The following is an 18,148-nucleotide window of genomic DNA, read 5'->3' as shown; positions in this document are numbered from 1 at the left end:
AGAGAGCGCGTGCGCATCGCGGTCGTGAGCGACACCCATAACAACCTGCGCAACGTGACGCGCATCGTGGAGCTCGTGAACGCCGCGCGCGTCGAGCGCGTGGTGCACACCGGCGACATCACGCAGGCGAAGACCCTCGAAGTGCTCGCGCGGCTGAACGCGCCGCTCGTCGGCGTGTACGGGAACAACGACGAGCGCGAGGCGATCGCGCCGGTTGCAGCGCGGTTCGCCATGCAGCTCGTCGAGGGCCACCTCTCCTTCGAGGCCGCCAGCCGCCGCATCGGCGTGATCCACAACCCCGACCACATCGACGACGCGCTGCTCGCCGCCCACGACCTCGTGCTGCACGGCCACAACCATCGCCTCGTGCTCGAGCGCCGCGGCGGCGCACTGCTCTTCAACCCGGGCGAGTGCGCGGGCTTCCTCGAAGGCCACAACGCGGTCGGCGTGGTCGACCTCGCGAAGCTCGAGGTGGAGCTGCTGAAGTTCTGACGAGCGAGGGCCGCAATGCTCGCGACCAGAACGCGTCATCTACTGCGTGTGCGGCGCAATGCCCGCGCGGCGTTCGCGCGCCCTTCGCGCGCTCGACTTCGTTTGGACTGCCACTGCGCTCGCGGCGATCGCGTGGTGGTTGGAGGGGGAGCGGGACTCGGCGGGGACCGGCCTCATCTTTGCCATGATCCTGTGCGCACCCGCCGGGGCGTGGGGGATGAGGCGTCGCGAGTGCGCATGCGCCACGAGGGCTCTCTGCGGCCTCGTCGCCCGCTCGTTCCTGCGAGGCTGAGATGAGTGAAGCCGGGCGCACGGCAACTCGGCGCGCGGACGCGCGGATCGCCCCCCTCGAGCTCGCCGTCCTCGCTGTCGCCTCGCTCGCCCTCCTGCTCGCCACCGCCACGCAGCTCGCCCCCTTCACCTGGACCGAGACGCTCGGCTTCATCAGCGGCGGCGCGTGCGTGTGGCTCGCGGTGCGGCAGCACATCCTCAGCTGGCCGCTCGGGCTCGCGAACAACGCGCTCTACTTCGCGGTGTTCTTCGAGGCGCGCCTCTACGCCGACATGGCCCTGCAGGCCGTGTTCTTCGCGCTCGGTTGTTACGGGTGGTGGAAGTGGTTCGCGCGCCGCGGCGCAGCGCCGCTCGCCGTGACGCGCATGGCGCGCTGGGAGGTCGGGCTCGTGCTCGCGGGCGTGCCGCTCGCGACGCTCGGCTTGCGCGAAGTGCTGATCGCCGCGAACGGCGCGGCGCCGCTGCTCGACGCGCTCACCACCGCGATCAGCCTCGCCGCGCAGTACCTGCTCGGTAGAAAGCGCCTCGAAAACTGGGGGCTCTGGATCCTCGCCGACGTGATCTACGTGCCGCTCTACGTGAGCCGCGGCCTTCACCTCACGGCCGTGCTCTACGCGATCTTCCTCGCGATGTGCATCGTCGGCCTGCGCGATTGGCTGCGCGCGCACCGCGCCGGAGCGGGCGCGTGACGCGCTTCGCGAGCGGCGTCGTGGTGGGCAAGTTCCTGCCGCCGCACGCGGGCCACACGCTCGTGATCGAGACGGCGCTCGCGCAGTGTGCGCACGTCACCGTGATCGTGTGCGAGCGCGAGGGCGACGGGATTCCCGGCGAGCTGCGCGCGGCGTGGCTGCGCGAGGCGCATCCGCGGGCGCACGTGCGGCGCATCGACGACGCGTACGACCCCGACGACTCCGCGCTGTGGGCGCGCCTGACGATCGACTGGCCCGGCGCGAAGCCCGACGCCGCATTCACCTCGGAGGCGTACGGCGAACGCTGGGCGCGCGAGATCGCGTGCGCGCACGTCGCGGTCGACCCCTCGCGTGCGCGCGTCCCGATCTCGGGCGCGGCGGTGCGCGCCGACCCGTTCGCGAGCTGGGAGTTTCTCGCGCCGCCGGTGCGCGGCTGGTACGCGAAGCGCGTCGTGCTGGTCGGCGCCGAGTCCACCGGCAAGACCACCCTCGCGGAGCGCCTCGCGCAGCGGCTCGCGACATCGTGGGTTCCCGAGTACGGGCGCGAGTTCACGCTCGTGAAGTACGGCCGCGGCGACACGGAGTGGCGTTCGAGCGAGTTCGTGGAGATCGCGGCGGAGCAGCAACGCCAAGAGAATGCCGCCGCGCGCGCAGCGAACCGCGTGCTCGTGTGCGACACGAACGCGTTCGCGACCGCGCTCTGGCACCGCCGCTACATGGGCGCGCACGACGCCGAGACGGGCGCGATCGCCGCGCGCGATCGCTGCGACCTCTACCTGCTCACCGGCGACGAGATCCCGTTCGCGCAAGACGGCATCCGCGACGGCGAAGCGATTCGCCACGACATGCACCGCTGGTTCGAGGACGCGCTGCGCGCCCAGCCTGTGCCGTGGCGCGTGCTGCGCGGCAGCCTCGAAGCGCGCGAGCACGAGGCGCTGCGCGCGATTGAGGAGCTGTTCGCGGGGTCGCGCTGGAAGCCGGGAGCTGCGGCGTGAGGCCTCTCGGAGAAGCGATCGCTTGGGTACGAGCGCGTTGGGAGATGCTGCGACGAATCGATCGACCTCGATGTGACCATCGAGGTCGCGATGGAGCGTCTGCAGCGCGTCACTCGGCCACTCGACTGGAAGGTCGAATGGTTCCTCCCGCTCGAGCAGCGAGTGCTCTACGGAGTGGTCTCGCCCGAGCAAGTTTCGCTCTCGTTCTCGTCGGGCGCCTACGATGGCGAGGGTCAACACATCGCACGCTTCTGTGGGCAGTTCGTGGACTCCACAGACGGCCCGCGCTTGGTCGGCAGCTACGAGCCGCGCCCGATAGGCGGGAAACCCCACTGGCCGGTGGCGTTCTTGTGTTTGTGGACGCCGCTCTGCTGGCTCTTGATCGACGATCTCGCGCCGGCGCTGCTCTTCTCGGGCTTGGGTCTCGCGATGCTCGTCTACATGTTCGTCGATGCGCCGCGTTACAGCGAGAAGCTCAACGGCGACGTCCCGCTCCTCCGCGCCCGCATCCGCCGCGAGCTCACGCGCCCGTAGCGCGCACCTCGCCCGCCTGCAGGAACCACAGCTCGAAACGCGGCGCGGTTGTTAGGCCGAGTGCGAGCTGGACCGCGCGCGTGTAGGCCGCGCCTTGGGGCGCGTACTTCGCCGCGAGCTCGGCGAGCTTCACCTCGCTCTCCGCTTCGTCGGTCTTGTAGTCCGCGACGACGTACTGGCCGCCCTCGTCCCGATACAAGAGGTCGATCGCGCCCGACACGAAGCCCACGGGCGCGTCGTCGCTCGCAGGCAGTGCGCTCGGCGCGAGCAGCACGGGCAGCTCGCGCGCGACGATGCTCGGCTCGAGCGCGCGCAGCTTCGCGAGCAGCCTGCCCGCGCAGGCGCGCGCCCAGATCGCGCGCGCGCGCTGCGCGGCTTCAGCGCGCTCGTCCGCAGGCTCGACGCTTGCGAGCGCCCCCTCGATCGCGGCTTCGCCGTGGCTGCGCAGATCGCTCCCGCTCGCGTCGAAGCTCGCGTGCTCGAGCGCAGCGTGCACGGCGGTGCCGGCGGCCATCGCGATGCGGCGCGCGCGGTCGGGCGCGTCCGGCGCGCGACGCGTAGTGGGCTCCTCGGCGGCGTCCTCGCCGCGCGCGTCTTCGCCCTCTCGCAGCTCGGTCGTGTGCGCGAGCTCCGACGCCGCCAAGTGCCAAGGGCGCGACTCCGCGCGTTCCGCCACTTCGCGCGCGGCTCGCAGCCGCTCCACGTCCGCATCGATGCGCGCGACCTCGAGCGCGCCGCTCGAGCCCGCCGCGCGCGGAAGCGCTGGCGCCTCCTGCCAGTCGAGCGCGCGCCAGAGCGCGCCGTGCTCGTCGCGCACGGCGCCCCCCGCGTCGATCGCCGCCTGCGCGCGCCGGCGCGGATCCCCGCGATTCGTGAGCAGATCCGCGAACGAGCGCGCCGCCTCCGGCTCCGGCGCGTTGCCCGGCCGCCGCGACCAGCCCACGACCAGTCGTTCCCGCGCGCGCGTCGCCGCCACGTAGAGCAGGCGCACGCGCTCGTGCTTCTCGAGCACGGTCTGGTCGATGCGCGCCTGCCAGGCGCTTGGCGAGGGCATGCCGAGCAGCTCGAACGCACGCCGTCCGCGGCCGCGATGCACGCGCGTCTCGCGGTCCGGCGCGTTCGGGTCTTCGCGATGCCCCTGCAACAGGTACACGTGATCGAACTCGAGGCCCTTGGCGCGGTGGATGGTCATCACCTGCACGGCGTCGTCGGCGATCGCGCGCGGACGCCCCTCTTCATGCTCGCGCGCGATCGTGCCCGAGCGGTGCAGCGCGGCGAGCAAGCCAGCCGCAGAGCCATCGGCGTCTTCGAGCGCGGCGACGAGATCGCGCAGCAGCCGGTCGACGCTCGCGACTCGATGCGCGCCGAGGAAGCGAGAAGCTTCGGCGGCTTCGAGCAGCCACACCTCGCGCAGGCGCTCGACGAAGCGCTCGGGCGATGCGGTCGCGAAGCAGCGGCGCAGCTCGGCGAGCCCGCGCAGGAAGGCAATCAGCCCCGGCGCAAAGCCCGCTAGCAGCTCGGCACCGGGTACCGCCGGCATCGCGGCCGCGGTCTCCTGCACGACCCGCTCGAGGCTGGCGAGGCGCTCTCCGTCGTCGCCGCCGAGCTCGGCCGCGAGCTTCGGGAAATCGCGCCGCCACAGCGGCACGAGCGCAGCGTCGGGCACACCGACCGCGGGCGCGCGCAACGCCGCGACGAGCGCGAGCTGATCGTGCGGGTCGAGCACGCAGCGCAGGAATGCGCGCGCCTCGACCAGCTCGCGGCGCTCGCCGTGCTTCGTCTCACGCTCGACGACGAACGCAACGCCAGCACGCCGCAGCGCGCTCAGCACGGGCTCGAAGCCGGTCGTGTTGCGCATCAGCACGGCGACCTTGCCGAGCGCAGCACCGTGCGCGCGCAGCCGCAGCAGGTCGCGCGCCAGTGCTTCCGCCTCGAGCCGACTTGCGCGCCCGACGAGAACCCTGTTCTCGATCGAGCCGTCCGCCGCACGCGCAAAGCTGAGCCAATGCTCGATCGCGGCCTGACCATCGGCGAGCGGCCGAGGCGGCGCGCGCCTGGGGTGGAGCTGCAGCGGCTCGTAGGACGGCTGCAGCTCGGGCGTCTCGATCATCACGGGCGCCACGAGCCGGCCGACTTCGTCGAGCACCGCCTGGGTCGACCGGCGGTTCACCACGAGCTGCTCGACCGCCCCGCCCGCGTCCCGCACGCGCTGGCGCATGCGCTCGTAGGCCGCGAGGTCCGCATTCCGCCAGCCGTAGATCGACTGCTTGGGATCGCCGACGAGGAACAGCGCCGGCCTCGCTTCGCCCTCGAACGCGATCGTTTCGATCAGCTCGCACTGCAGCGCGTCCGTGTCTTGGAACTCGTCGACGAGCAGCTGCCGAATGTCGCGGCGTACGCGCGCTGCGACTTCGGGCCGCGCGCGAACGAGCGCGTGGGCGTCGCGCAGCAGGGCGCCGAACGTCGCGATGCCGGCCGCGCGCAGCCGCAGCTGGCACTCGTCGAGGAGCTCTTCGACGAGGCGCCGCGCAGCGGCAAGAGCGGGCGGGTTCATGTCAGCGAGCTGGCGCAGGCCGTCGCGCAGCCGGCGCGAGCACTCCGCCACCTCGGGCGCGCGATCGCCGAAGCACTCCGTCTCCGCGGCGCCAAAATCGTCCCCGCGCGCCCACGTCGTGAGCTTGCTCGCAGTGCTGCTCCAGTCGCGCGCGCAAAGCGGCGCCAGCTCGGCGAGCGCGATGTCTCGCTCGCGCAGCGCCGCGAGATCGCGCACGAGGCCGCGCAGCTGTTCGCACGCGGCGGCGCTCGTGGACGCCCGCGAGCCCGCGAGGCCACCGGCCTCGATCGCGAGGATGCGCTGCGCGAGCGAAGCGATCTCGCGCGCGAACTCGCTCGTCGCGCGCGGCCCGAGCAGCTCCTCCGCGAAGTCCTCCGGCCTCGCGCCCTCGGCAAGCAGCTGCACCAGCGCCTCGTGGAGCGCGCTCGGCCCGATGCCGGCGTCGGCGAGTGCGGCGAGATCTGCGTCGAGGACAGCGCTGAGACTACGCGCGACGCGCGCCTCGATCGCATCCCGCGCGATCGCGTCGACGCGCACGGCGTCTGCATCGACCTCGAGCTCCGGGTGCAAGCCCGCCTCGAGCGGATGCGCCGCGAGTAGGCGACGACAGAACGCGTGAATCGTGCGCACCGTGAGGTGATCGAGCGCGCCGATCAGCGCCTTCGCACGCAGCGCTCGCTCGCTCTCGGGCGGCAGCGGCGCGTCGCTGAAGTACGCCTCGGGCGTCTCGGCGCGCGCGATCAACGCGAGGTCGGCCGCGATGCGCGTTGCCATCTCCGCCGCTGCGGCCTCGGTGAACGTGATGGCGACGACGCCCGAGAGCACCGAGGCAGCCGTGTCGTGCGGGCTCGCATCGTCACGCGCGGCCAACTCCCAGCCTGGTCCGAGCGACCACACCACCACGCGCGCGACGAGCGCGGCGGTCTTGCCGGTACCCGCGCCGGCTTCGAGCAGCACCGGCTTGTCGAAGCAGGTCTGCGCGAGCAGCCGAGCGCCGTCGTCGACGAGCGGGATCCTCACGGGCGCGCTCCCGCACGCTGCGCGCGCCACGCCGCGAGCCTTCGCTTCGCACCGGCGTCGCCCTTCCAGCACGCCTCGGACACGTCGCAGAACTTGCAGCTCTCACCCTCGCTGTCGGGCTCTTCGCCGACGAGGTCCGGCGTGAGCTCGCCGCTGCGCCATGCGTGCACTGCGTGCTCGACCGCTTCGACGAACGCTGCCCGCAGCGGCGCGTCCCCGCTCGGCGCGCGCACGACGGCGAGCTCCGCCTCGAGATCGGGCTTCGCGAACAGGTATCGCCCCGCCGCCGGAGCGGGCGAAGCCGCGGCGTATGCGACCGCCTGCAGCTTCTTGCCCGCGACGACTTGCTCGAGGAAGTGGGCCGCGCGCGTCTTCGCGGTCTTCGCGTCCGAGATCGGCTTGCCCGTCTTGTAGTCGGTGAGCGCGAGTCCTTCCTCCGTCTGGTCGACGCGATCCGCGCGACACGTGACGCGAAGCGGCTCGTCGCGCGGGATCGCGAGGTCGAGCGCGCACTCGACTTCTGCGCCGCGCACGCCGCTGCGCAGCCCGCTCGGCCAGTCGATCCGCTGCACTCGCTCCAAGTACGCGTGCGCGCGGCGAGCGAGCAGCTCGGCGAAGCCCGGCATCAGGATGCCGTCGTCGCCCGCGGCAGCGCGCGCCGCTTGGCCAACGATCGCGGCCAGTTCCTCCGGTGGCGGCCAGCGCACTTCCGCCGGGGCTTCCGCGAGCGCCTCTGCGAGCGGCACACCGACCTTCACGCCGGCGCGCCGCACGATCTCTTCGAGCGCTCCGTGCACGGCATTCCCGACGAGGAGCGGACTGAGCTCGGGCAGCGCCGCGAGCGCGTCGGGCGGCGGCTGCAGGCCGAGCAGCTTCTCGAGAAAGGCTCGCCACGGGCAGCGAGCGATCGCCTCGAGGCGCGTGACCGACAGCTCGCGCGTGGTGGCGAGCGCATCGCCGATCTGCCCGAGGTGCGGGCCGAGCACGCTCGGCGGCCGCCAGTCGTCGCGGAACGAGAGCGAAGCGGCGCGCGAGCGCGCGGCAGCCTCCGCTCCGCTCCCTAACAACGGCGCGAGCGCCTGCGCCGTCGCGTGCACGGCTGCATCCTCGTCGCGCGCGAGACCTGCGCGCACCGCGTGCTCGTGCGCGGGTCTCGGCGTTTCGTGTGCGTCCCACACGAGCGGCGCGACGGGCGCTTCGTCGCGCATCTCGTGCGCGACGCGCAAGCGCTGTACGAGCGGAGAGACCGCGCGCTCCTTTCCGTCGTCGCTCGTCGCCTGCCACGACAGCTGCACGCGGTCCGCCGCGGCGCAAAGCTGCGCGAACAAGAAGCGCTCCTCGGCATAGCCGCGGGCCTTGATCGGGATGTCCAGAAGCACCGCTTCGAGCTGGCGTCGCAAGCGATCGGGCAGCAACGGATCCTCGCTGACGACGCGCGGAAACACGTCGCGCTCGAGGCCAATCACGAACAGCTGCGAGAACGTGCGCGCGCGCGCGGCGGTCGCGCTCAGCACCTGAACGCCGCCGCCACGGCCGCCGAGCGCCGCGATACCGACGTCGCGCAGCGTGCGCTCCAGCAGCAGACGGAACTCGCCCGCGCTCAGCGCGAACGAAGCTGGAATCTCGCGCGCGAGGCCAGCGAGCGCGGCGTCGAGCGCCGCGCAGCCCGCCGTGTCGCGCGCCCAGCGCAGCGCGCCGTGCGTGAGCTCGCGCAGCGCGCGCGCGTGATCCGCGAGCGTCGAGGCTCGCTCCTGCTGCGCGAGCGCCGCCAGGGTCGCCTCCGCATCGCCCCGCGCCCACACGAGCGACTCGCGCGAAACACTGCGCCGCTCCGCGCGCGCGACTCCCGCCTGCCGAGGCGCCACGGAGTCGCTGCGAGCGGCGTCGTCTGCGCTCTCCCCCGCCAGGCGAACGCGCACCGGCAGCCGATACCGCGCGCGACCGTCCAGCGCCGCGTCCGCGTCCAGCGCCGCGACCTCGCCGAGCCGGCCGCGACCGAGCGTGTGTAGTGCGAGCCGAAGATCCGCGAGGTCGAGCTGAGCGCCGCGTCGCAAGTTCGCGGCGTCGAGCCAGCGGTCGGCCGTCGCGCGCGCGCCCTGTTCGAGGAGCGCAAGCAACGCGCGGAGGCGGCGACCCGCCGGATCGAGAAATCCCGGACCGCCGCTGAACGGAACTCCGAGTCGCCGGAAGTGGGTGGCAATCGCGAAGCGCAGCGGCTGAAGATTTCGCGCCACCACGGCGATCGACTCCGGGCGCATTCCCGCATCGAGCAGCTTGCGGATGCGTTCTGCCACGGCGCGCACCTCCGCGTGGGCGCCCGGCGCGCGCAACAAATCCGGAGGCGCCGGGAGCCTTGCGGGCTCCGCTGGCGGCCGCGGCGCACTCAGCCGCTCGCGCAGGCGCGCCGTGAAGGCGCCCACCCCGCCCGCGCCGGTGGGATCCGGGGGGTGATCGATCACCACACGCGCGTCTGCCAGCGCAACGAGTTGCTTCACGAGGGCGAGCTGAACGCCGGTGATGTCGGCGTAGCCGTGCACGAACAGCGCGCGCGCGTGCGCGATTCGCGCGTCGCGCTCGAGTGCTTCCGTCGCGCGCACGAACAGCGCCGCGGGCGGCGGCAGCCCGAGCGCGCTGAGCTCCGCACGCGCGCGCAGCGCGAGTCCGACGATCGCGCGCGCGCGCTCCGTCTGCGCGTCGCTCGGGAGCTCGGCCAGGGCGTCTTCGGCGGCGCCGGCGTTCGTCTCGTCGAGCCCGGCGTCGAGGAGATCGCGCACGGTCTCGACGACCGCGGAGTAGCCCTCGTCGAGCGCGCCGAGCACATCGAGCAACGCCGGGAGCTCCTTCGCGTGCCTGCGCACGATCAGCGGCAGCAAGAGATCCCCCGCGCGCCCCACGTCCGGCTCTCGCGCGCGACGGAGCAGCTCGCGCGCACAGCCACGCAGCGTCTGCACCACCACGCCCGCCGCCGCGCCGTGCTCCTGCGCGATGCGCGCGGCCACGTGCTCGCGCAGGCTGCGCGACGGCACGATCACGCGCAGCGGCGTCGCGAGCCGACTCGGATCGCGGCGCACGTCCGCCGCGTCTGCCGCGATCGCGCGCAGCAGCAGCGCCTCCGCCGCGCGCGGGCCTGGCGCAATCAGCACGCGCTCGTCGCCTGCCGAGCTCACCGATCCCGCGCCGAAGTCGAGGCTGCCCTGCGTCACGCGCGGCAACGTATCCCGCCGCCATGACGGATGCGGTCACAACTCCCGCCCACTCCTGGGCCCGACCCCAACCGCGAGCTTGCGTCGACTACGCGACGCCGAGCAGACCGCGCACCTCCGCGGGCGTCGCGAGCTCGCGGCCGCAGCCGCGCGCGATGCGGGCGACTTCGCGCACGAGCTCGGCGTTCGTCGGTGCGCCGAGCTCCGGATAGGCGTAGTCGCCGAGCCCGATCGCGACGTGAGCGCCGCGCTCGAGCGCGGCCGCGACGAGCGGCAAGAGGTTTCCGCCGCCGTTGCCGATCGTGCAAAAGATCGGCGCGCGGGTGGGCACGAAGTCGAGCAGCGCGGTCAGGCCGCGCACCGTGGCGGGATGGGTGGACAGCAGCGAGCTCGAGAGGATCGCCTGCGCGCAGACGGGCGCTGCGAGCACGCCCATCTCGACGAAAGCCCCGAGCAGGCGTGCGCTGCCGATGTTCCAGAGCACCGCCTGCGGCAACACCCCCGCGCCGCGAATCGTCGCAGCGATCTCGCGCAGGCCGGCGACCGAGGTGGCGTAGACCATGTCCTCGACCAGAAAGCGCTTCGTCGCTGGATCCCACGGGTCGACGTTGATGCTCGCGAGGTCGACCGGCGCGAGGTCGGGGCGCGTCGCAGGATCGCGCGCGAGCGCGGGGATGATCGCCGCGCGCTTCTTGGGATCGGGCACGGTGTTCGCGCCGAGCGTCGGGTTGATCAGCAGGTCGCCGGCTGCGCGGATCGCGCGCACCGCGGCGCCGTAGGTCGCGACGTCGTAGGCCGGCGCGCCCGTCTTCGGCTCGCGCGCGTGGAAGTGGTAGATCGCGGCGCCCGCTTCCCGACACGCCGCCGCGTCCGCCCCGAGTTCTTCCGCCGAGAACGGCACGTGCGGATTCGCGCGCCGGCTCGTGTACTCGTTCGCGCGGACTTCGACGATGACTTTGCCGAAGCCCGCGGTCGCCACTCGCTACGCCAGCTCTACCGCGACGAGCGCGCGCTGCTTGTATCGCCCGGTGAAGCGCGACACGAACAGGCCCACGCTCAGCAGCCAGTACTTCGCGTGCAGCGCGTCCCAGCCTTGCTGCCACTCGCGCTCGCCCTCGGCGACCATGCGCGCCTTCGCGTCGACGAACTCGCCCTTCAGCTTCCCGCGCGCATCGCACGCCGCCACGCGCGCGCGCCCGTTGTTCCGAATGCGCTTCACCTTCCCCATCGTCGCGTTCGTGTAGACCCACAGCAGCTTCGGGTTCTTCGCGTCGTGAGCGAACCAGACGGGCGTGAGCACTTCCTTCCCGTTCTTGCGGAAGGTGCCGAGGCTCACGTACTGCTCGCGCTTCAAGTCGGACACTCGGTTCTCCTGGCTAGTCGACGCCTTCGCGCCGGACGATGCGGTCGCCCGCGAACGTGCCGATCCAAAGCGCGCCGTCGTACTCGACGGCGATCGAAGCGGCGCCGATCGTTGCCGCGGGGTCGTCGTCGACGAGCTTCGTCACGGCGAGCGTGGTCGGATCGAGCGCGACCACCACCGAGGCGAGCGAGCATGCGCCGGTTTCGAGCGACGCGCAGCGCGGCATCTGCAGCGGCGTCGCGCGCTGGCCAGCGACGAGCAGGCGGCCATCGCTCGCCCACGCGAGATTGTCCGGCGCGAAGTCGAGCGGCACCTCGCTGCGCGCGCTGCCGTCGGGCGCGACGCGCACGAGCCGCCGCGCCGACCACTCCGCGATGAACAGCGTGCCGTCGGGCGCCTCCTCGACGCCGTTCGGCGCGCGACCCTCGGTGTTGGGCACGACCTCCCAGCCCGTGGTCGCGGGCAGGTGGCGGAGCAGCACGCCCGTGTTCGCACCGAACAGCAGCTTCACGACGCCGAGCAGTTGCGGGCGCTCGAGCATCTTCGTCGCGACGAAGCCGCCGCTGTTGAGCGCGGCGACGTCGTTCGCGCTCGCGTCCTCGGGCAGCTCCGTGCAGCGCTGCCATGCGAGCGTCGGCCCCTCGGCGTCGGCGCTGAGCGTGAACTCCTCCACGGCCTCGCGGCTGCCGTGGTTGATCACGAGCAGTGTCGTGCCGGCGAGGTCGATGCCGTGCGGCGCGAAGTCGGCGGCCGGCGGCGCGAGCCCGGCGGCGCACTCGCCCTGCGGCGTGGCGTCGCCCTCGAGCGGGTAGAGCGTGCGCAGCGCGCCGTCACTCGGACGGAACGCGACGAGGCTGCCCGGCTTGTCGCCTGCGACCATTTGGCTCACGAGCAGCCAGTCCCCGACGACGGCGAGATCTTCGGGATTCTGGAAGCGGCAATGCGGCGTGAGATCGCCCGCCGGGACGCACTCGCTGATCGGAGGCGGGCCGTCGCCGCACGCGACACCCGCGATCGCGGCGAGCGCCGCGCAGGCGAGGCGAAGCTGCGCGCTGCTACTGCGCAATGCCGAGCCTCGCGCGCAGCGAGCCGACGCGCTCCGCGAGCAGCGCCTCGGAGAACGCGGTGTCGTAGAGGTTGCGCTCGCGCCGGCCGCGGCGGAACGCGGCGACGACGCGGCGCGGTGCGATGCAGAGCCCGATCAGCGCGGCGGAGAAGTTGAGCCACCAAGCCGCGTAGTGATCGCGGCAGTTCGAGGCCAGCTCCCAGGCGCCGATCTCGCCCTCTCCCGCCCAGCTCGTGTCGTAGCCGGTGAGCACGTGGTGGAGATCGTGCAGGCGCACCGCGCGCACGCGGGCGCGCGTGTTCGGGAAGCCCAGCAGCGGGCGGCCGAACACGCGGAGCGCGACCCAGCGATCCGTGTAGCTGCGCTCGTCGAAGCCCGCGCGCTCGAAGTAGAGCGCGCGGGCTTCGCCGAGCGTGAGCGTGGGCGGATACGTCCAGCCCACCCTCACGGGCGACGCCTCGCGCGCAGCCACGACGGGCATCGAGGCCACTGATCGATCTCCGCTCGCCTGCCGCTCGCTGCGCGCACCGCGCTTGCTAGAGCGCCTTGAGCACGGCTTCCGCGCTCGAGACCTCGAACTTCATCGGCGCCTCGACGGCGAGGTGCTTGATCACGCCGTTCTCGGCGACGAACGCGTAGCGCTGCGAGCGCGTGCCGAGACCGAAGCCCGAGCCGTCCATCGCGAGGCCCATCGCGTTCGTGAAGTTGGCGCTGCCGTCGGCCACGAGCGTGACCGAGTCGCCCACGTTCTTGTCCTTGCCCCAGGCGCCCATCACCCAGCCGTCGTTGACCGACAGGCAGAACACCTGCGCGCCCTTGGCCTTGAACGCGGCCGCATTGTTCACGAAGCCCGGCAGGTGCTGTGCGGAGCAAAGCGGCGTGAACGCCCCCGGAACCGCGAACACGACCACTTTCGGGCCACCGAGCAGCTGCGCCGCGTCGGCGTCCTTCGCGCCATCCGGCGTCACGACCTTCACCTTCGCCGACGGGATCTTGTCACCAACCTTGATCGCCATGTGCTCTCCATTTCTCCAAGAGTGGGAAAGGCGCGCAGCATAACCCCATCGCGCCGGACGTGAGCGGGCGGATGCGCACGCAATCGGGCGAATCGCGGTGCCAGCGTCAGACGCGGAAGCCGCGATTCGGGCAGATCGCGGCGCCGGCGTCTGACGCAAACGCCGCGATCTCGCGTGCGGCTACCGTCGCCGCCGTGCGCCCTCGCATCGGCATCGCGCTCTCGCTCGACGCGCAGCTGCGCGCCGGCCGGCGCACCTGGTTCGCGGATGCTGCCTATGCCGCGGCCGTCGAGGCGGCGGGCGGCAGCGCGCTCCACGTCGGCGCGAGCAGCGAAGCGAGCGCAGATGCCGTGATCGTGGGCCTCGCTGCGCTCGTGATTCCCGGCGGCGACGACTTCCTCCCGCCCGCGCCCTACCCCCCGCACGTCCCGTTCCGCCCGGCGGCGCCCGAGCAGATCGCGCGCGACCTCGCGCTCGTGCGCGGCGCGCTCGCGCGCGGCCTGCCCGTGCTCGGCATTTGTTACGGCATGCAGCTGCTCGCGCTGGCGCGTGGCGGATCGCTCGTGTTCGACATCGCGCACGAAGTGGCCGGCGCGCGGGCGCACAAGCTCGCCGCGCACGAGCGCCACCCACTCGCGCTCGCACCCGGCTCGCGGCTCGCCGCGGCGTTCGGCGGCGCACGGGAAATCGCGGTGAACAGCCGGCACCACCAAGGCGTCGCGACGCCGGGTGACGGCCTCGTCGCGAGCGCGCACAGCCCCGACGGTGTGATCGAGGCGATCGAGTCCGCGCCCGGCGCCGCCTTCGCGCTGGGTGTGCAGTGGCACCCCGAAGACATGGACGCGGCGCACGTGCGCTGCGTGTACGGCGCGTTCGTGGCAGCGGCTGCTGCCGGGACATTCCGCAACTAGGCAACTTCAATGCCCCCGCGCCGCGCAGGTCGCGGCGGGGCCTCAGCTCGGTCGCTGCGCCCCGAGCACCTCGCGCTCGTAGCTCGCGAGATCGGCGTAGATGCGGAACGGCGCGCTCGGCTCGGCGTCGCGCGGCAGCGGAATCGCCCGCGTGCGCGCGCGCAGCTCGGCGATCAGCTTGCGCAGCGCGGCGAGCGGCGACTTCTCGTCCGGCACCAGCGTGCGCGGATCGAACGCATCCGCGCGCAGCCGCACGACGCGCAGCTCCCCCTCGCCGCCGCTCGCGAAGCCGAGCGCGAGGTCGATGAACAGCACGGCCTTGCCGCTCTGCGTGAGCCCTTTCACGCCGGCCGCCGACACCGCGTCGATCTTCGCGAACGCGAGCTTGCCGCGACCGCGTCCCTCGATGTCGAGCGCAATCGCGTCCGCGTCGAGTCGGAGCGGTTTCGCGGTCGTGATGCGCAGCGGGCGCAGCTTCGGCGCCGTGGGCTCGGGCTTCTCGTCTTCGAACAAGTCGTCCAGCGCGTCGCTCAACGCGAGCTCGTCGGCGCTCGGCGGCGGAACACTCGCCGGTTGCGGCTCGACGCTGAGGGCGACGATCGGGACCGGGCCGGACGCCTCGAACGCGGATCGCTGTGGCGCGAAGGAAAGGCGGGGAGGCTGAACGTCAAGCATCTCGGCGCGTGATTCGGCAGCGGCGAGGTCGTTGCCCGCCTCGCCCAGCTCCAGCGGCGCGCCGGACGCCGAGGGCTCGCGCACGTCGGCGTCGAGCGCGCCGGGCGCCGCGCTGAGGTCCGCGTCGTCGCTGAGCGCCGCATGGAGCGCATCGATCAGCGCGGCGTCGCCCTCGCCCGCAGGCTCGGGCATCTCCGCCGGCGGCAACTCGGGGGCAAGGTCGATCGCGCCGCGCTCGAAGAACGCGGCGTTCGCGTCGTATTCCGGCTGGGTGTTCTCCGCTGCCACTTCGGGCTCGGCTGAAGAGTCGATGAGCGCGTCGGCGTCGCTGAACAGCCCGTCGAGCGGAGGCGCCGCGCTCTCGGCCGCGGCGTCATCGCGTGTCAACTCGATTGGCGCCGGGCGCTGCGGCGGTCGCGTTGGCTTTGTTGCGGAGCTCGCTCGCTGCGCCTCGCGCGCGTCGTCGAGCACGACCACTCCGTTGTTGGCCGCCTCCTTGCGCGCTTGCTCCGCGAAGTCGCTCATCACGCCGCGATCCGCAGCGGAGAGCGAGTCGAGGCTCAGCGCGCGCTCGGCGGCTCGCAGCGTGAGCACCGGATCGCTGCGGCGCGCCTCGCGGGCGATGCGCCCCGCCGTCGCGGCGTCCGCTTCGGCGAGCGCCGCCACCAGCGCCACGCGCGCTTCGCCAACGGCTCCGTCGGCGCGGCGCCACTTCGCGAACGCCTGCAACCGTTCGCTCGCAGCGCGAGGCAACTCGCCGCGCATGCCGGCCTCGCGCCAAAGCGCAGCGGCCACCGCCGGCTGCTTCGCGTCGACCGCGGCGGTCCAAGCGCGCTCGATCTCTTCGCGCGCATCTTCGCGCCCGCGCAGCGCCACGCCGAACGCGCGCGCGGCGAGCGCATCGTCCGCCTGCGCCGCGAGGCGAGCCCGTAACAACTGGAGCGCAGCGGGCGCGGCGCCGCTCTTCAGTTGAGCGATCGCCTGGGCGACTTCCGGTGCCGGCGCCGCAGCTTCGTCGCGCAGCCAGCCGAGCCGCGCGAAGCCGAGCATCGCGACCGCACCGGCGCCCAAGCCGCCGAGCTGCGCGAGAGGCGAGAAGCTCGAGGCGGAGAAGCCGGTGAGCGTGCAGACGCCGAGCGCGATCACGCCGAACGCAGCGGCCATGCGAATCGGCGAGCGCTGCTTCTTCCCCGCCGCAAACTCGAGCGGGTCGCGGCTCGTGTCGCCGGGGCGCATCGCGAAGGCGCCGACGATGCCGGCCGTCGCGGCCGAGAGACCGACGAAGGGCGCCGACTCTCCGCCGGCGAGCGCGAGGTGCGCGAGCGCGCCCGCGACGGCGGAGCCGCCGAGCACGGCGCCGTAGTGCGCACGACCGAGGCGCAGCTCGAGTCGCGCGCCGGCCGAGACGAGCAGGCCGATGTTCCACAACAAGTGAAGCCAACCCGCGTGTACGAGGGCGTGCAGCAGCGCGCCGAGCACGCTCGTTCGGCCCGCCGCGATGCCGAAGCGGTGCGCGGGCGTCTCGGCCTCGGCTGCGCGCCACGCCGCGATGAGCGCATCGAGCTCGGCCTGCTCCGCCGTCGTGTCGGCACTCGCGAGCGCCTCGAAGTCGATCTCCGACCCTTCGCCTTCCTCGACGCCGAGCATGATCTCGAACGGCGCTTCCAGATACGGGTGGGTGGCGTAATAACTCGTTGCCTGGGCCTGCGCGCTGTCGCGCTCCGAGACCAACTGCGAACCGAGCAGGCTGGCGACCAGGAAGCCCACGAGCGCGGCTCCGCATAGCGCGGCGCTCACGACCGCGTGGAAGATGCGCAGCTGCTCTGCGCCCCTCCGCTTCATGGCGGTCAGCGCGTGCGGAACAGGCCGGCGATGCGCCCGTCCACGGTTGCCGGGCGCGCGCGAGTGCGCGCCCAGTCGCGCAGCTCCTTGATGCGCTCCTCGTAGGTCTCGTAGAGCGGAACCGTCTCCTGGATCGCGTTGGCGAGATCGTTCTCGCCGAGCTCGCGGCGCTCGGAGAAGGCGGTGTTCAGCGCGGCCGCGACGACCTGCTCGAGCTCGGCGCCGGAGAGGCGGCTCGCGTTCGCCGCGAGCTGCGCCAGCGGGAACTGGAGCGGATCGCGCCCGTGCTTGCGCAGGTGGATCGTGAGGATCTCGACGCGCTCGTCCTCGCTCGGCAGGTCCACGAAGAACAGCTCGTCGAAGCGCCCGCGCCGTAACAACTCGGGCGGCAGCGCCGTGACGTCGTTGGCCGTCGCGACCACGAACACGGGGGCCTGCTTCTCCGCGAGCCAGGTGAGGAACGCGCCGAGCACGCGGCTCGCGCGCGGGTCGCGGTCCGTCGCCGCGAAGCCCTTCTCGATCTCGTCGATCCACAGCACGGCCGGCGCGAGCGACTCCGCGACGGCCATCGCCTCGCGCATGGTGAGCTCGGGCGACTTGGTGGGGTCGCCGAACGCCGAGGCGAGATCGAGGCGCAGCAGCGGGAAGCGCCACTCGCGCGCGACGGCCTTCGCGCACAGCGACTTGCCGCAGCCCTGCACGCCCAACAACAAGAGGCCGCGCGGCGCGGGCAACCCGAACTTGCGCGCCTCGTCGCCGAACGCGCGGCGGCGCTCGCGCAGCCAGCGCTTCAGCTCGCCGAGGCCGCCGATGCCGGAGAGGTCGTCGCTCGCGTCGTGGAAGCTGAGTGCCGGCGTGCGGCGCAGCGCCTTCTGCTTGTCGCGCACGATCGCGGCGACCATCGCGTCGCCCTCCGCGCCCGTCGCGAGCAGCGCCTTGCGGAACACGCGCACCGCCTCGTTGCCCGTGAGCCCGAGCGCGCCGCGCACGCAGTCCGCGAGCACGTCGGGCGAAGCCTTCGCGTTCGGCGTGCTCGCGAGCACCCGCTCGAACAGCGCGTGCAACTCGGGGCCCGTCGGCAGCGGAAGCGTCAGACGCCCCGCTTCGCGCTCGAGCTCGAGCGGCAGTTCGATCAGCGGCGCGATCAGCACGAGGGTCTGGCGGCGCTGGCCGAGGCGCGCGAGCGCATCGCGCAGCCGGCGCAGCCCGAGCACGTTGCCGAAGAGCGTGTGCGCGTCGAGCAGCGCGATCACCGCGGGCTTCTCGAGCGCTTCGAGCGCGAGCACGCCCGCGTCGAGGCTGCCCGCGCCTTCGCCTTTGCCGTCGAGCCCCGCCGCGAGCGACCAGGCGTGGAACGCGCGCTCGCACGATTCGGCAGCGCGCGTCGCCGCGCGAACTGCGCGGTCCTCCTCGAACGACTCCAGCGCCACGAGCTTGTAGCCCGCGCGAAGCAAGAGCGAGAGTTCCTTGTCGACGGCTCGGCTCATCGTCGCTCGG

The 18,148-nt window shown here is 72.8% G+C and carries 14 protein-coding genes; 5 read left to right on the top strand and 9 right to left on the bottom strand.

Going from position 1 to position 18,148, the window contains the following annotated elements; genetic code table 11:
* Positions 1-9: 9 nt before the first annotated feature.
* The 4 genes from FJ091_11160 to FJ091_11145 all read left to right on the top strand — a co-directional run bounded on the left by FJ091_11160 (position 10) and on the right by FJ091_11145 (position 3,001).
* Complete coding sequence (locus FJ091_11160) at positions 10-492, top strand: YfcE family phosphodiesterase (protein ID MBM4383915.1); 483 nt, start codon at positions 10-12, stop codon at positions 490-492.
* 293 nt (positions 493-785) lie between these two features.
* Positions 786-1,472 carry a nicotinamide mononucleotide transporter gene (locus tag FJ091_11155; GenBank protein MBM4383914.1) on the top strand — a complete coding sequence of 229 codons (687 nt, stop codon included), beginning with the start codon at positions 786-788 and terminating at the stop codon, positions 1,470-1,472.
* Positions 1,469-2,467 carry an AAA family ATPase gene (locus FJ091_11150; protein MBM4383913.1) on the top strand — a complete coding sequence of 333 codons (999 nt, stop codon included), beginning with the start codon at positions 1,469-1,471 and terminating at the stop codon, positions 2,465-2,467. Before FJ091_11155 ends, FJ091_11150 begins: the two co-directional genes overlap by 4 nt.
* Positions 2,468-2,539: 72 nt before the next feature.
* Positions 2,540-3,001: a hypothetical protein gene (locus tag FJ091_11145; GenBank protein ID MBM4383912.1), complete on the top strand. Its 462-nt coding sequence runs from the start codon at positions 2,540-2,542 to the stop codon at positions 2,999-3,001.
* Here FJ091_11145 and FJ091_11140 read toward each other — a convergent pair.
* The 7 genes from FJ091_11140 to FJ091_11110 all read right to left on the bottom strand — a co-directional run bounded on the left by FJ091_11140 (position 2,988) and on the right by FJ091_11110 (position 13,223).
* Positions 2,988-6,575 carry a UvrD-helicase domain-containing protein gene (locus tag FJ091_11140; protein MBM4383911.1) on the bottom strand — a complete coding sequence of 1,196 codons (3,588 nt, stop codon included), beginning with the start codon at positions 6,573-6,575 and terminating at the stop codon, positions 2,988-2,990. The genes FJ091_11145 and FJ091_11140 overlap by 14 nt on opposite strands.
* Complete coding sequence (locus FJ091_11135) at positions 6,572-9,778, bottom strand: PD-(D/E)XK nuclease family protein (GenBank protein ID MBM4383910.1); 3,207 nt, start codon at positions 9,776-9,778, stop codon at positions 6,572-6,574. The genes FJ091_11140 and FJ091_11135 overlap by 4 nt, the downstream gene beginning before the upstream one ends.
* Before the next feature lie 88 nt (positions 9,779-9,866).
* Positions 9,867-10,757 carry a 3-keto-5-aminohexanoate cleavage protein gene (locus FJ091_11130; protein ID MBM4383909.1) on the bottom strand — a complete coding sequence of 297 codons (891 nt, stop codon included), beginning with the start codon at positions 10,755-10,757 and terminating at the stop codon, positions 9,867-9,869.
* 3 nt (positions 10,758-10,760) lie between these two features.
* Positions 10,761-11,141: a PPOX class F420-dependent oxidoreductase gene (locus FJ091_11125; protein ID MBM4383908.1), complete on the bottom strand. Its 381-nt coding sequence runs from the start codon at positions 11,139-11,141 to the stop codon at positions 10,761-10,763.
* A 13-nt stretch (positions 11,142-11,154) separates the two neighbouring features.
* Entirely contained in the window at positions 11,155-12,207 is a 1,053-nt protein-coding gene (locus FJ091_11120; GenBank protein ID MBM4383907.1) for a hypothetical protein, read from the bottom strand.
* Positions 12,197-12,697 (bottom strand): hypothetical protein, encoded by a 501-nt coding sequence (locus tag FJ091_11115; protein MBM4383906.1) that lies wholly within the window; start codon positions 12,695-12,697, stop codon positions 12,197-12,199. The genes FJ091_11120 and FJ091_11115 overlap by 11 nt, the downstream gene beginning before the upstream one ends.
* A 46-nt stretch (positions 12,698-12,743) precedes the next feature.
* Positions 12,744-13,223, bottom strand: a complete 480-nt coding sequence (locus FJ091_11110; GenBank protein ID MBM4383905.1) for a peroxiredoxin — start codon at positions 13,221-13,223, stop codon at positions 12,744-12,746.
* 194 nt (positions 13,224-13,417) lie between these two features.
* On the opposite strand from FJ091_11110, the gene FJ091_11105 reads away from it, so the two are divergent.
* The gene (locus tag FJ091_11105; GenBank protein MBM4383904.1) at positions 13,418-14,134 is read left to right on the top strand and encodes a gamma-glutamyl-gamma-aminobutyrate hydrolase family protein; all 717 of its coding nucleotides are present in this window, start codon (positions 13,418-13,420) and stop codon (positions 14,132-14,134) included.
* 42 nt (positions 14,135-14,176) lie between these two features.
* Here FJ091_11105 and FJ091_11100 read toward each other — a convergent pair whose 3' ends face one another.
* Both FJ091_11100 and FJ091_11095 read right to left on the bottom strand, forming a co-directional pair.
* Positions 14,177-16,651 (bottom strand): rhomboid family intramembrane serine protease, encoded by a 2,475-nt coding sequence (locus tag FJ091_11100; GenBank protein MBM4383903.1) that lies wholly within the window; start codon positions 16,649-16,651, stop codon positions 14,177-14,179.
* Between the two features lie 5 nt (positions 16,652-16,656).
* Complete coding sequence (locus tag FJ091_11095) at positions 16,657-18,138, bottom strand: AAA family ATPase (protein ID MBM4383902.1); 1,482 nt, start codon at positions 18,136-18,138, stop codon at positions 16,657-16,659.
* Positions 18,139-18,148 lie beyond the last annotated feature (10 nt).

It is taken from the genome of Deltaproteobacteria bacterium, assembly GCA_016875395.1.
Taxonomy (GTDB): domain Bacteria; phylum Myxococcota_A; class UBA9160; order UBA9160; family UBA6930; genus VGRF01.
Note: the sequence above shows the minus strand (reverse complement) of the source record. Positions and strands in the feature narration are given on the sequence as shown.

Excerpts from the sequence above, each read along its gene's own strand:
- FJ091_11155 (MBM4383914.1), top strand. The coding sequence starts at position 786 with ATGAGTGAAGCCGGGCGCACGGCAACTCGGCGCGCGGACGCGCGGATC.
- FJ091_11110 (MBM4383905.1), bottom strand. The coding sequence starts at position 13,223 with ATGGCGATCAAGGTTGGTGACAAGATCCCGTCGGCGAAGGTGAAGGTC.
- FJ091_11100 (MBM4383903.1), bottom strand. The coding sequence starts at position 16,651 with ATGAAGCGGAGGGGCGCAGAGCAGCTGCGCATCTTCCACGCGGTCGTG.
- FJ091_11095 (MBM4383902.1), bottom strand. The coding sequence starts at position 18,138 with ATGAGCCGAGCCGTCGACAAGGAACTCTCGCTCTTGCTTCGCGCGGGC.